Origin of the sequence: Clostridium sp. AF23-6LB, from assembly GCF_003461085.1 — a bacterium.
In the GTDB taxonomy this organism is placed as follows: domain Bacteria; phylum Bacillota; class Clostridia; order Lachnospirales; family Lachnospiraceae; genus Coprococcus; species Coprococcus ammoniilyticus.
Genome location: NZ_QTWK01000003.1, coordinates 278,876 through 292,567, shown reverse-complemented (window position 1 = coordinate 292,567; position 13,692 = coordinate 278,876). Strand labels below are relative to the sequence as shown.

Here is a 13,692-nt window from a genome sequence, read left to right as displayed (position 1 = left end):
AAAGGAGAAAAATAATGAGTAAAAAACCTGTAGTTTTAATGGTACTTGATGGTTATGGAATTAGTGACAAGACAGAAGGCAATGCAATCGCACTGGCAAATACACCTGTTATGGATCAGCTTAAGGCTGAATATCCTTATGTAAAGGGTGCTGCTTCCGGTCTTGCAGTTGGACTTCCGGACGGACAGATGGGTAACTCAGAAGTTGGTCATATGAATATCGGTGCAGGAAGAATTATATATCAGGAATTAACAAGAATTACAAAGTCCATTCAGGATGGCGATTTCTTTGAGAATGCAGAGATGTTAGAAGCAATCGAGAACTGTAAGAAGAACAATTCCGATCTTCATGTATGGGGACTATTATCCAGTGGTGGTGTACACAGCCATAATACACATCTGTATGCAATTCTTGAGTTATGTAAGAAACATAATTTTGAAAATGTATATGTTCATCCATTCTTCGATGGCAGAGATACAGCTCCAGCATCAGGAAAGGGCTTCTTAGAGGAACTGATCGCAGAGATGAAGAAGATTGGTGTAGGTAAGGTTGCATCCCTTTCCGGTCGTTATTATGCTATGGATCGTGATAACAGATGGGATCGTGTTGAACTTGCATATAAGTCACTTGTAACAGGTGAGGGTGTACAGGCAGAAGATCCTGTTGCTGCAGTACAGGCATCTTATGACAAGGAAGTATATGATGAGTTTATCCTTCCTACCGTTATTACAGAGAATGGTAAGCCGGTATCACTTGTAAAGCCAAATGATTCCGTTATTTTCTTTAACTTCAGACCAGACAGAGCAAGAGAGATCACCAGAGCATTCTGCTGTGACGATTTTGACGGATTCAACAGACCAGACGGAAGATTTCCATTGGTATATGTATGCTTCAAAGATTATGATGAGTCTATACCAAACAAGATCGTTGCATTCAAGAAAGAAGAAATCAACAATACATTTGGTGAGTACCTTGCAGCGAATGGTAAGACACAGGTTCGTATTGCAGAGACAGAGAAGTATGCACATGTTACGTTCTTCTTTAATGGAGGCGTAGAAGAACCAAATAAGAACGAAGACAGAATCCTTGTTAAGTCCCCTGCGGTTGCAACATATGATCTCCAGCCTGAAATGAGTGCTCCGGAAGTATGTGAGAAGCTGGTAGATGCTATCGGTTCTGATAAATACGATGTGATCATTATTAACTTTGCAAATCCTGATATGGTAGGTCATACAGGCGTGATCCCTGCAGCGATCAAGGCAGTTGAGACTGTTGATGCCTGCGTAGGAAAGGCAGTTGAGGCAGTTAAGAAGGCAGATGGTGTATTATTTATCTGTGCAGACCACGGTAATGCTGAGCAGATGATCAATTATGAAACTGGTGAACCACATACAGCCCACACAACAAATCCGGTACCATTCGTACTTGTAAATTATGATGAGGGCTATGGTTTAAGAGAAGGTGGATGTCTTGCAGATATCGCTCCAACACTTCTTGAAATCATGGAACTTCCACAGCCTAAGGAAATGACAGGTAAATCACTTCTTATCAAGAAATAATGAAAGAAGGACAGACAAATGAAGAAATTTTTTCAGGAGTTTAAAGAATTTGCATTAAAGGGAAATGTTCTGGATATGGCGATCGGTGTTATCATCGGTGGTGCTTTTTCAGGACTGGTAACTTCACTGACAGACTGTTTTATCAATCCACTCATTGGATGTATCGGTGGTGCCGAAGTACAGGGCAAGATTCATTTGCTGGGAGACCAGTATATTGATTATGGCTCGTTCATTACAGCAGTGATCAACTTCATCATCATGGCATTTATCATTTTCCTTCTGATGAAAGGAATTAAAAAGCTGTTATCTCTTGGAAAGAAAGAGGAAGTTGCGGCACCTTTAACAAGAAAATGTCCATATTGTTATGGTGACATTGATGTTAAGGCTACAAAATGTATGTATTGTACATCTGACGTAGAGCCAACTGTAAAAGCAGAAGAATAAAAAGAATGATATTCTGTGTTATATGGACACAGAACGGAGTAACAATATAAAAACAAATAAAAAATACCTGCCGGAGAAGCATAGTTACAGATGCTTTATCCGGCAGGTATTTTTTATAAGATGAATACTTTGGAAAAAAGTGTGAATACTATAAAAGAATAAAATTTGCCAATAATTGTACGGATAGAAAGGCAGAATGGAGAATCACATGAACAGATTGGAAATTATTGAAATTAAAGCGAGAGAAATACTTGATTCCAGAGGAAATCCTACAGTTGAGACCGATGTTACGCTGGCATGTGGATGCAAGGGTAGGGCAATGGTTCCGTCCGGTGCATCCACCGGACAATACGAAGCGCATGAGCTTCGGGATGAAGAAAAACGTTACATGGGACAGGGGGTTTACGGAGCCTGCAATAATGTAAATAACAGAATTGCAGATAAACTGATCGGAATGGATGTAACAAGACAGATTGATATTGACCGTATTATGATCGAGGCAGATGGAACTGAGAATAAGACACGATATGGTGCAAATGCCATGCTGAGTGTATCCCTTGCCTGTGCCAAGGCGGCTTCGCTGGCACTTGGAATGCCGCTTTACAGGTATCTTGGTGGAGTGAATGCAAAGCGTCTTCCGGTTCCGATGATGAATATATTAAATGGTGGAAAGCATGCGGATAATACTGTTGATTTTCAGGAGTTTATGATTGCTCCGGTAGGGGCAGAATCCTTTAAGGAGGCAATGGAGATCGCCTGTGAGATTTATCATACGCTGAAGATTGAATTGAATGTCAGAAATCTGAGCACAGGAGTTGGAGATGAAGGTGGATTTGCACCGAATCTTGCAACCACATATGAAGTGCTGGATCTGTTAGTGGAGGCAATCGCAAAAGCCGGGTATAATCCGGGAGTCGATGTACAGATCGCAATGGATGCGGCAGCATCGGAATTATATGACGTAGCTTCTGACCGGTATATCTTTCCGGGAGAATCCAGGATGACCGGAAAGGAGATCCGGAGGAATTCAGAGGAGATGGTCCAGTTCTATGAGGATCTGGTGACAAGATATCCGATCTATTCGATCGAAGACGGACTGGATGAGAATGATATGAATGGCTGGAAGGTTCTGACATACCGGCTTGGAAATCGTATCCAGTTAGTTGGAGATGATCTCTTTGTTACAAATAAAAAACGGCTGAAAAATGGAATTGAAGATGGAATTGCAAATTCAATCCTGGTAAAGGTGAACCAGATCGGAACTCTGACAGAGGCAATGGATGCTGTGGAAACGGCTCATAAAGCCGGATATTCGTCGGTGATTTCCCATCGGTCCGGGGAAACAGAGGATACATTTATTGCGGATCTGGCTGTGGCTATGAATTGCGGACAGATCAAGACCGGAGCACCAGCCAGAAGCGAACGTACAGCGAAATACAACCAGCTTCTCCGGATTGAAGAGGAGCTTGGCAAAAATTCCATATACGGAATGGAATGATCACCAATTAAGAACGAACAGGAAGCCGGGCGGTAAAATCGTCCGGTAATTCTGTTTTATAGACGGCATAGACAGCAGCGTTATATAAGCGCGTTGCTTTGATATCCTGTTCAAATAGTAAACGGCCGGTATCGGAAAGGAAACGGATGCCATCTGCCGGCTTTGTAAAGACAGGAAGGTCACTGTTTCTCTTAATCTGACGGATCACATCGGATCCGGATTGGTTCAACGCAAGGATATGTCCATAGTGATTCCAGCCGCTTTCTTTATACATGGACATAGTATTCTTCCGGATGTCCAGAATAAAATGGAGCAATGCACGGTTGATCCTTGTCTGGGTAAGATCTTTGGATTTTAAGGATTCAGCAATTGCAGCATATGACTGCAGAAGTTTTGTTTTCTTCAGTTTGTTATAGAGTTCTTCTGTCATATCGACGGTATCGGGAGCATCGTTCTGCATGATCAGACAGTACTGCAGAATAGATGTTAAGTGATCTTCAAAAATCGGATAGGTATGCAGATAGTCTGTCTTTAACAGGTCGGCAGAGGCGGTTGGAAGAACCTGGTAAAAGGTTTTAAATAATGCATCCGATTCTGTGATATGGGTTGGACAGGTTTCCTGTAATAAATGGCGGATCGCAGAAGCAGAGCAGATTGATCCGGTGATATCATTACTGTTATATCCTGTAGAGATTCTTTTTATAACATATGGTTTTATAGAGGAATGTGTTTTCTTCAGAGCTGACAGGTATTCGACTGCAAGGATGTTGTTTGGTTCCTTCAGAAGATCAGCACCGGCAGGACAACAGCTTTTTATGGCATCTGCCCGTGCTGACGGATAGGACATTCCTTCCGACAGATTTTTTTTCAGACATGCAGAAAATGAGGCTGGTTCATCGATCAGAATTTCAGCTACAGATTCCAGAAGAGCCAGATCATCACATTCCGCACCAAAAACCAGATAATCTACAGTGTTCAGTTTGTTCAGAAGGTCGACACCCGCATAAGCAAAATCCTTTGCACTTGCTGTTGCATAGACAACCGGAAGCTCAAATACCGCATCGACTCCGGAGGCAACAGCCATTTCGGCACGCATAAATTTGTTGCAGACAGCAGGAAGTCCTCTTTGAAGAAAATTACCGCTCATAACAGAAATAATATGAGAACAGTCAAGTTCGGAACGAGTCTGTTCGATCTGGTAGCGATGTCCATTGTGAAATGGATTATATTCTGTAATGATACCTGCAGTCAGCATAAAATTCCTCCTGAAATAAAATATATTTTCTAAATTATATTTTATATTTTTTCTTCTGTAAAGTATGATATAATTGGAATGTGCATGAAGATAGGGCTTTGTCCCTACGGTTTTGATGCACTTTTTTATTGCGTTTTTGAAAATGATGTACGATATTTTACGCATAACAGGTAGTATGGTATAGAAAGGTAGAAAAAGACTGTTAGAAATACAGAAATGAAAAATATCCGCAAGATCATAGATTAAGGATTGACATTTCGATAAAAGTTGAGTAGTATAATAACAGGAATCGAACATTTGTTTATGGAGGTAGTTTGAAAGATGATTAAAGATGATGATAAGAAGAAAGCGCTGGATGCAGCGTTAGCACAGATTGAGAAGCAGTATGGTAAAGGATCTGTTATGAAGTTAGGAGATTCTTCAGCCAATATGAATATAGAAGTAATACCAACAGGATCATTAAGCCTTGATATTGCACTTGGACTTGGTGGAGTTCCGAGAGGAAGAATTATAGAAGTATTCGGACCTGAGTCTAGTGGTAAGACAACAGTTGCATTACATATTGTTGCAGAGATACAGAAACGTGGCGGTATTGCTGGCTTTATTGATGCAGAACATGCATTGGATCCTGTATATGCGAAGAATATCGGTGTCAATATTGATGACCTCTATATCTCACAACCGGATTGCGGTGAACAGGCACTTGAGATCACAGAGACAATGGTGCGCTCCGGTGCAGTAGATGTGATCATTGTCGATTCGGTTGCAGCCCTTGTTCCAAAGGCAGAGATCGATGGTGAGATGGGAGATTCTCATATGGGACTTCATGCAAGACTGATGTCACAGGCACTTCGTAAGCTGACGGCAGTCGTAAGCAAAACAAATTGTGTTGTAATATTCATCAATCAGCTTCGTGAGAAAGTTGGTGTTGTATTTGGTAATCCGGAAGTAACAACCGGTGGACGTGCATTGAAGTTCTATGCATCTGTTCGTATGGATGTCAGAAGAATTGATACTCTGAAGATGGGTGGAGAGATCGTTGGTAACCGTACCAGAGTAAAGGTTGTGAAGAACAAGGTTGCACCTCCGTTCAAAGAGGCTGAATTTGATATTATGTTTGGTAAAGGTATTTCCCGTGAAGGAGATATCCTGGATCTGGCAGTAGCAAATGATATTGTAGATAAGTCCGGTGCATGGTATGCATATATGGGAGATAAGATCGGACAGGGACGTGAGAATGCAAAGGCATTTCTTGCAGAGAATCCGGCTATCTGTGCTGAGATCGATGAGAAGATCCGTGAGAAGCTTGGCTTAGTTGAAACTGAGGATGCAGAGGAAACAGAAACAGAATAAGTAGAGGGTGCCTGTATATATGCTTGTAACAGATATTAAGAAGATTGATGATAAGAGAAGCTGTCTGTATCTGGATTATGAGGCGTTTGGTCCGTTATATGCATCTGATATACGAAGATTGAAGCTGACGGTCGGATCAGAAACTGATGCAGAGAAAATGCAGCAGTTCCGGTCAGAATATTTCTTTAAACGTGCGATGAACAAGGCGGTTACAGCTATTAAGTATTCTGAAAAATGTGAATATGACATCCGGCAGAAGTTAAAGAAACTTTGCTATGATGAAGAAGTGATCGATACGACGCTTGATAAACTAAAAAAATATAAGTATATTGACGATGCCAGATATGCATCAGTTTATGTCCGGAGTCATATCCAAAGGAAAAGCAGACGAGAGATCACATTTGCATTGTCATCCAAGAAAATATTGAATGAATGGATTGAACAGGCATTTGAAGAAAACCAGCTTCCGGATGAAAGAGAGATCGTAGAGAAACTGATCCGGAAAAAATGTCCGGTTTCGGAACTTTCAGATAAAAGAGAAAAAGTAACAGCATTTCTTGTCCGAAAGGGATATTCGTATCGTCTGGTTGCTTCCTGTATCTCGGAAATATTAGAAATGGGGTAGTCAGTAATATAAGAAAAGTTGCACAGAAAACAGGGCGAAAAATTGTTGTTTTTGTTTGTTTTCACTTGACATAATTAGTAAAAAATATTAAACTTAAATAGTTGTATAAGTGTACAATGAAAACTTAATAAGGAGGTGCTCCTGTGAGTGGTGATATTGCGTGGATAATCATTTATATTTGCATCCTTGTTGTATGTATCGTTGCCACATGGTTTATTGCTATTGCATATAGAAAAAATATTGCAGAAGCGAAGATTGGTAAGGCAGAAGTAGCAGCAAGGGAGATTATAGATGAAGCTCAGAAGGATGCTGAAGCGAAAAAGCGTGAGATTTTGCTTGAGGCAAAAGAAGATGCTTTGAAGACGCGGAATGACCTTGAAAAAGAAGTCAAGGACAGACGTGGAGAGATTTCACGAATGGAGAAACGAGTTCTCGCCCGTGAAGAAAGTATCGACCGTAAGACGGAAGCTATCGAGAAAAAAGAAGCAAGTCTTGCATCCAAGGAAGGTCAGCTTGAAAAGCAGAAGGCAAAAGTAGAAGAGCTTCAGGCAAGACGTTTACAGGAACTGGAAAGAATTTCAGGTTTAACCTCTGAACAAGCGAAGGAATACTTATTAAAAACTGTTGAAGATGAAGTAAAACATGAAACAGCAGTTATGGTCAAGGAATTAGAAACCAGAGCTAAAGAAGAAGCGAACAAGAAGGCAAAGGAATATGTTGTATCTGCAATCCAGAAATGTGCAGTGGATCATGTAGCAGAAACAACAATTTCACTGGTACAGTTACCTAACGATGAGATGAAGGGTAGAATAATTGGTCGAGAGGGTAGAAATATCCGTACTCTTGAAACCATGACAGGTGTAGATCTGATCATTGATGATACACCGGAAGCAGTTATTCTCTCAAGCTTTGATCCTGTTAGAAGGGAAGTTGCAAGAATTGCACTTGAGAAGCTGATTGTCGATGGAAGAATCCATCCGGCAAGAATCGAAGAGATGGTAGAAAAAGCGCAGAAGGAAGTAGAAACCATGATGCGTGAAGAAGGTGAAGCAGCAACCCTTGAGGTTGGCATTCACGGAATTCATCCTGAATTAGTGAGACTTCTTGGTAAGATGAAGTTTAGAACAAGCTATGGACAGAATGCATTAAAGCATTCTATCGAAGTAGCACATTTATGTGGTTTATTGGCCGGAGAAATAGGTGTCGATGTCAAAGTTGCGAAACGTGCCGGATTACTTCATGATATCGGTAAATCTGTAGATCATGATATGGAAGGCTCTCATGTACAGATTGGTGCTGACTTATGTAGAAAGTATAAGGAATCACCGATTATTGTAAATGCAGTAGAAGCTCACCATGGCGACGTTGAACCAGAATCCCTGATAGCATGTCTTGTACAGGCTGCAGATGCAATCTCAGCAGCAAGACCGGGTGCTAGAAGAGAGACTCTGGAGACTTATACTACACGTCTTAAGAAACTGGAGGATATTGCAAACTCCTATAAGGGTGTAGAGAAGACATATGCTATTCAGGCAGGTAGAGAGATTCGAGTAATAGTTGTTCCTGAACACGTTAATGATTCCGATATGGTATTACTTGCAAGGGATATTGCAAAGCAGATTGAAAATGAGCTGGAATATCCTGGACAGATCAAGGTTAATATCATAAGAGAGTCTCGCGTTGTAGATTATGCTAAGTAATTATTTTCAGCCTGTGGAATAAAATGTTCCACAGGCTTTTTTAGTGAATGAAAAATATGAAAAAATATGGATAGCTGGGAGGCAACAGATGGATCAGAAATTTATCAGAGAGAAAAAAGAACTGGCATATCATGCTCATATATTTGATGTATATAATGATTATTTGAGACTGCCGGATGGAAAACATGTAGTATATGATCTGGTCAATCATGTAGATGGCTGTTGTGTCTTGCCGGTGGATGAGGATGGAAACCTGATCCTGGTAAGTCAATATAGAAATGCGGTAGATGATATAACCTTAGAGGTTCCTGCCGGCTGTATGGATGAGGGAGAAGATCCGGGTCAGTGCGCAGTCAGGGAATTGGAAGAGGAAACCGGATATATTGCACAGGAACTTCGATTTGTAACAAAGACATATCTTGCGATCGGTACCAGTAATGAGCAGACCTATATTTATATTGCAACCGATCTGAAAAAGGGAATCAGACAACTGGATCCGGAAGAATTTATCCGAATCCGGCGGCTTTCATTGGCAGAAGCCATGACTATGATACAGACAGGAGAGATCGTTGATTCAAAAACTATTATTGCAATCCTGGCATATGCTGTAGAACAAATGAAGAAATAAATACCAGATGCAGTATAGCAAAAATAAATCACCATGAGTATATCCAGACGAATCATAGTAGATGAGAATGGTGGTTTTATTGTTTGTTGCATATATTGGGACAGGAAAACATATGTATACGAGGGGGGATGATATGAAACGTAAATTTATATGGGCAATGTTCTGGATCGGCCTGATCCTTGGAACCTTGCTTGTAAACACACAATTAAATGTGCAGGAGATATTAGACCAGACAGGTATACAGACCGGAAAACAGGAACTGATCGCTTTGATCTGTAAAAGAATCGTGGAGCTGGTAGCGGTTGTAGCTCTTTTGAAGCTTGTTCCGGATAAAGCATCCGATGGTGCTCTTATGGGAATATCCGGACTGATCACCGGTATGATGGTTTCACTATATGCGATGAACGGAACTATGTTGTGTGCGTTTGCATTTTATATGATTGTTTTGATTATTGTGGGATTATATGCAATTGTTGTTAAAATTATATGTGGAACAACAGGAGAAGGGATGAGTCAGATTGCTGCTATGGTTGTCAGATTGCATAATTCTTTTTGGGGAACGGCAATTATTGTTACAATTTTATTACTGAATATTATTCTGGAAGTAAAAATTCTGAAATTTTTTTGAAAAAGTTTTACTACATGTGGTATACATAATTCTGTATAGACACATGATTTGGTAAAAACAAAGAAATTACGAAAAAACCTTGATTTTGCTTATAAAAATTATGTTTGATTTTATAGAAATTTGTATTTATAATGATATTTAGTCTACATAATAAGGGGAAAAATGCGTGGAAATTTACATAGAGAAATATGTTGATTATCTCAAAAATATTAAGAAATCAAGTGAAAATACAGTAGCTTCTTATCAGCGCGATCTTGTGAAGTTTTCTGATTTCTACCGGGAGAATGGAACAGAGGATATTCGTTCGATAAATGAGACAAATATCAACACTTATGTTCTGTATTTAGAAAAAAACGGAAAATCAATGGCTACTGTATCAAGAAGCATAGCTTCGATCAAGTCATTTTTTGGATTTCTTTTTCGGGAGAAAATACTGATGGATGACCCGTCAGTTAATATCAAGCCTCCAAAGATTGAAAAGAAAATGCCGGATATCTTAACGATAGAGGAAGTGAACCGGCTTCTTGACCAGCCGGGAGACCAGTCTCCGAAGGAGATTCGTGACCGGGCAATGTTAGAGCTGTTATATGCGACAGGAATCCGTGTATCGGAGCTTGTTACATTGAAGATTACAGATGTGAATCTGAAGATGGGTTACATTGAATGCCATGACCTCAGAAAGTCGAGAATTATTCCAATCGAAGATTCAGCACAGCGCGCACTTGATAATTATATCTCGAATGTTCGAGTCGATATGTGTAAGAATTCAGAATATTTATTCTCAAACTGCAAGGGAACACCGATGACCAGACAAGGCTTCTGGAAGATTATCAAGGTATATGCCGATAAAGCAGGAATAGATAAGGATATTACACCACATATGATCCGTCATTCGTTTGCGTCACATCTTGTAAATAACGGTGCAGATTTAAAGGCTGTACAGGAAATGTTGGGACATGCAGATATCTCAACGACACAGATTTATCTGAACAGCAGGCAGAGTCGCTTAAAAGAGGAATATCAGAAAGCACATCCGCGGGCATAGGCGGAATGAATATAGCAGAAAACGATAAATGTCAGTCGACGGGCTTGTTGGCTGGGCAAAGCATAAGTTGCGGAATGAACATAGCAGAAAACATATTTGTGGGCGGTTGTGCCGTATACAATGTTAATACGCAGCAAAGTATGGATTGTACGAAAAAAAGTACATGGAAATAGTTGCATCTTGTCTGTAAAATAGAATATAATCCTTTCGGTTGATAAAAGTTTAAAAGTGTAGAACGACAGGAGAAAGAAAAATGGAGAACAATTATTACTCACCGGTACAGATTCTGGAAAATAATATAAAGGCAGGCATCAATAAAGCAAACATGGGTCTGCTTAAGATGATATTACTTGGTATGTTCGCAGGTATGTTTATTGCGATCGGAGCAGAGGGGTCAAACCTTGCAGCTCATAATCTGACAGGTGTAGGCGTTGCAAGAACATTAACAGGCTTGGTTTTCCCGATCGGTCTTATGATGTTAGTTGTAACCGGCGGTGAGTTATTTACAGGAAACTGTATGCTGACAATGGCACTTGCAGACCATAAGATCAAAGCATTACAGATGATAAAAAACTGGGTTGTTGTATATTTCAGCAATATGCTTGGCTCTATACTGACAGCAGCTTGTGTATATGCTTCTGGTCAGTATGATTACTCAGATGGAGCACTTGGAGCATTCACGATCAAGGTTGCCATGGGTAAAGCAGATATTGATATCAGCAAAGCAATCTTTTCCGGTATCCTTTGTAATATTTTAGTATGTATCGCAGTATTGATGAGTAGTGCAGCGAAAGATTTGATCGGTAAGCTGTTTGGAGCATTTTTCCCAATCTTGATCTTCGTTATCTCAGGGTTCGAACACTGTGTTGCAAATATGTACTACATTCCGGCAGGAATCATTGCATCAGGCAACAGCAAATATTTAGATAAAGCCTGTGAGCTTTATGGATATACATCAGCACAGATTTCAGATACACTTACAGTTGGCGGTTTTGTTCATAATCTGCTGCCGGTTACGCTTGGTAATATCATTGGTGGCGGCATCGTCGTATCACTGGGACTGTATGCGGCGCATCTGGTGCTTGATAAGAAAGAAAAATAAAAAAGAAAACAGCATTTTGGATATGTTAAAAAGGTCTTGTAGTTATATATAACTACAAGGTCTTTTTTTGTAATTATAAAATACTATATGTCAACATATATTTAGAAAATATAAATATATGTTGACATATATAATACGCATATGCAATACTACAATTGCAACCATTATATTGCATAAAAGGGAGGAAAAATGAAGAAGATAAAAAGGAATATAATATTATTGGCATGTTGTATTACATTATTTAGTTCATTTGTTGTTTCGGCAACATCGGCGAGTAACTCTATAACTAATGGAGCTGCAACATTAACAGGATCGGCTCGTATGTATGATTATAGTAAGAAAAAAGATAACTGCATCATGACTGCAGCATTGGGGGGAGGAAAGGCAACTGAAGCTACATCAGGTTCAATATCTGGTAAAATACAGGGTATAGATGTAAAAGTAAAAAGAATGGATACGGGTAATTTAAATAAAAAAAATAAAACCTATAGTGATTCAAAAATTGTTAGTGATGCATATTGTGTATTTACTGTTACAATATCATTAAAAGGTGCAGATTCTAAAGAAATATATGCACACGATTAATATATAATACAAGAAGATGTACATATAATGGTTGTAGATTATCAAAGGAAGTTAAAATGAGGATAAGAGATAAAGAATTTTTTAGGTTGTTTTTGGTCGTTTATACACTTATATTTATAATTATTTTTCAATGCTTTGATATTATTAATAAAATGCAGGCTGAGTTAAAGGGAAGGTTATATAATGGCAATTATTCTAATTTGGCAGGAATTGAAACAAAGTGTGATGTATGTATGAATCATCTTAAGGCAGAATATAATCAGGCGGGTGAACTTGAAGCTATGTCGATTGATGTTCCAGATAGGCATAGACAGAAGGAACATCTTGAAACTGCCAAAATGATCATAAAAGCAATGTATGGAAGAAAGTTCACGGTGTATTCATATGCCAATGTTCGGGTTAGTGGAATGCTTCAGGAAAGGTCAGAACTGGCAGTTTTTTCATTGAAGGATGAATTGCCATTTAATATCACTAAGGGGCGATCAATATGTTCGGACGATTTAGAGAAAAAAACTCGTGTTGCAATTGTATCTGAGGATATGATAAATACAATGGTGAAAAAAGAAGAATATTATTACATAAAAATTAATAATGAAGAGTATCAAGTTGTTGGAATTTATGAACCTGTTGCAGATAAGGCAGATGTGTGTTTTGCCTATTTTCCTCAAACAGAATATCAATTTGAGGAATTCTGCAGGAATTTTATAGATAATATTTTTTCAATTTCTAATATGAAGTGGGGAATATTTGGAGTTTATATTGGATCAGAAAATAGTTTTGATATAAATGAAATAGATGAATTTATTTCGGAACTTGAAAAAATATCCGATACAACATTTGATATAAAAGTAATAGATCGTTCGATTGCATCACCGAATGAAAAAATAAAAGCGTTAATTATAATATATGTATTATTGTTATTCTTTTGTATTGTTGTTTATATTCAGGTGATTGATATGTTTACAAAAAAAAGATATAAAGATTATGTAATATATCGTGCCTGTGGTTGCAACTGCAATATGATCGCAAGAAGATTATTTATGGAGATGCTGCCAATGTTTATCTGTTCATTTATTGCAGTTTTTATTGCAAATAGCGTATATAATGTCTGGCTGACAGATTCTGTATGGTATAGTATTTCATATGAAGGTGTTGCGTTTATGGCAGGAACATCTGTTGTTCTTGTTTATATGTCAATTTTCATCATAATTATGAAGTTGCGTCGGATTAATCTGGCAGAAGGGATTATGGATCTATAAATGAAACTTAG

General features: G+C 38.9%; 13 protein-coding genes. 12 read left to right on the top strand and 1 reads right to left on the bottom strand.

All coding sequences use genetic code 11. The annotated features are described in order from the left end of the window. Positions 1-14: 14 nt before the first annotated feature. The 3 genes from gpmI to eno all read left to right on the top strand — a co-directional run bounded on the left by gpmI (position 15) and on the right by eno (position 3,501). Positions 15-1,559 (top strand): 2,3-bisphosphoglycerate-independent phosphoglycerate mutase, encoded by a 1,545-nt coding sequence (gpmI, locus tag DWY07_RS08390; protein WP_117822679.1) that lies wholly within the window; start codon positions 15-17, stop codon positions 1,557-1,559. 18 nt (positions 1,560-1,577) lie between these two features. After that, entirely contained in the window at positions 1,578-2,003 is a 426-nt protein-coding gene (gene mscL, locus DWY07_RS08385) for a large conductance mechanosensitive channel protein MscL (protein ID WP_021943786.1), read from the top strand. Between the two features lie 208 nt (positions 2,004-2,211). Beyond that, on the top strand, positions 2,212-3,501 hold the full coding sequence (gene eno / locus DWY07_RS08380) for a phosphopyruvate hydratase (protein ID WP_021943787.1): 1,290 nt from the start codon (positions 2,212-2,214) through the stop codon (positions 3,499-3,501). A gap of 7 nt (positions 3,502-3,508) precedes the next feature. Here the strand turns inward: eno and DWY07_RS08375 are convergent, their stop codons facing one another. Next, positions 3,509-4,756 carry a nucleotidyltransferase family protein gene (locus tag DWY07_RS08375; protein WP_173783594.1) on the bottom strand — a complete coding sequence of 416 codons (1,248 nt, stop codon included), beginning with the start codon at positions 4,754-4,756 and terminating at the stop codon, positions 3,509-3,511. A gap of 321 nt (positions 4,757-5,077) precedes the next feature. On the opposite strand from DWY07_RS08375, the gene recA reads away from it, so the two are divergent. The 9 genes from recA (at position 5,078) to DWY07_RS08330 (ending at position 13,681) form a co-directional block, all read left to right on the top strand. Then, positions 5,078-6,109 (top strand): recombinase RecA, encoded by a 1,032-nt coding sequence (gene recA, locus DWY07_RS08370; protein WP_117822674.1) that lies wholly within the window; start codon positions 5,078-5,080, stop codon positions 6,107-6,109. A gap of 19 nt (positions 6,110-6,128) precedes the next feature. Next, positions 6,129-6,734, top strand: coding sequence for a RecX family transcriptional regulator (locus tag DWY07_RS08365; RefSeq protein ID WP_117822672.1), 606 nt, complete (start codon positions 6,129-6,131; stop codon positions 6,732-6,734). A gap of 143 nt (positions 6,735-6,877) precedes the next feature. Further along, positions 6,878-8,434, top strand: a complete 1,557-nt coding sequence (rny, locus tag DWY07_RS08360; protein WP_021943791.1) for a ribonuclease Y — start codon at positions 6,878-6,880, stop codon at positions 8,432-8,434. 88 nt (positions 8,435-8,522) lie between these two features. Next, positions 8,523-9,062: an NUDIX hydrolase gene (locus DWY07_RS08355; protein ID WP_117822670.1), complete on the top strand. Its 540-nt coding sequence runs from the start codon at positions 8,523-8,525 to the stop codon at positions 9,060-9,062. Between the two features lie 133 nt (positions 9,063-9,195). After that, the gene (locus DWY07_RS08350; protein WP_147340246.1) at positions 9,196-9,690 is read left to right on the top strand and encodes a hypothetical protein; all 495 of its coding nucleotides are present in this window, start codon (positions 9,196-9,198) and stop codon (positions 9,688-9,690) included. Positions 9,691-9,856: 166 nt separating this feature from the next. After that, positions 9,857-10,735, top strand: coding sequence for a site-specific tyrosine recombinase XerD (gene xerD, locus DWY07_RS08345; RefSeq protein WP_117822666.1), 879 nt, complete (start codon positions 9,857-9,859; stop codon positions 10,733-10,735). A gap of 253 nt (positions 10,736-10,988) precedes the next feature. Beyond that, positions 10,989-11,837, top strand: coding sequence for a formate/nitrite transporter family protein (locus DWY07_RS08340; RefSeq protein WP_117822664.1), 849 nt, complete (start codon positions 10,989-10,991; stop codon positions 11,835-11,837). A gap of 189 nt (positions 11,838-12,026) precedes the next feature. Next, on the top strand, positions 12,027-12,422 hold the full coding sequence (locus DWY07_RS08335) for a hypothetical protein (protein ID WP_117807614.1): 396 nt from the start codon (positions 12,027-12,029) through the stop codon (positions 12,420-12,422). A gap of 56 nt (positions 12,423-12,478) precedes the next feature. Beyond that, positions 12,479-13,681 (top strand): FtsX-like permease family protein, encoded by a 1,203-nt coding sequence (locus tag DWY07_RS08330; RefSeq protein WP_117822662.1) that lies wholly within the window; start codon positions 12,479-12,481, stop codon positions 13,679-13,681. Positions 13,682-13,692: the final 11 nt, after the last annotated feature.

Bases quoted from the DNA above. Each gene is read 5' to 3' on its own strand.
- gpmI (WP_117822679.1), top strand. From the start codon at position 15: ATGAGTAAAAAACCTGTAGTTTTAATGGTACTTGATGGTTATGGAATT.
- mscL (WP_021943786.1), top strand. From the start codon at position 1,578: ATGAAGAAATTTTTTCAGGAGTTTAAAGAATTTGCATTAAAGGGAAAT.
- eno (WP_021943787.1), top strand. From the start codon at position 2,212: ATGAACAGATTGGAAATTATTGAAATTAAAGCGAGAGAAATACTTGAT.
- DWY07_RS08375 (WP_173783594.1), bottom strand. From the start codon at position 4,756: ATGCTGACTGCAGGTATCATTACAGAATATAATCCATTTCACAATGGA.
- recA (WP_117822674.1), top strand. From the start codon at position 5,078: ATGATTAAAGATGATGATAAGAAGAAAGCGCTGGATGCAGCGTTAGCA.
- DWY07_RS08365 (WP_117822672.1), top strand. From the start codon at position 6,129: ATGCTTGTAACAGATATTAAGAAGATTGATGATAAGAGAAGCTGTCTG.
- DWY07_RS08355 (WP_117822670.1), top strand. From the start codon at position 8,523: ATGGATCAGAAATTTATCAGAGAGAAAAAAGAACTGGCATATCATGCT.
- DWY07_RS08350 (WP_147340246.1), top strand. From the start codon at position 9,196: ATGAAACGTAAATTTATATGGGCAATGTTCTGGATCGGCCTGATCCTT.
- DWY07_RS08340 (WP_117822664.1), top strand. From the start codon at position 10,989: ATGGAGAACAATTATTACTCACCGGTACAGATTCTGGAAAATAATATA.
- DWY07_RS08335 (WP_117807614.1), top strand. From the start codon at position 12,027: ATGAAGAAGATAAAAAGGAATATAATATTATTGGCATGTTGTATTACA.
- DWY07_RS08330 (WP_117822662.1), top strand. From the start codon at position 12,479: ATGAGGATAAGAGATAAAGAATTTTTTAGGTTGTTTTTGGTCGTTTAT.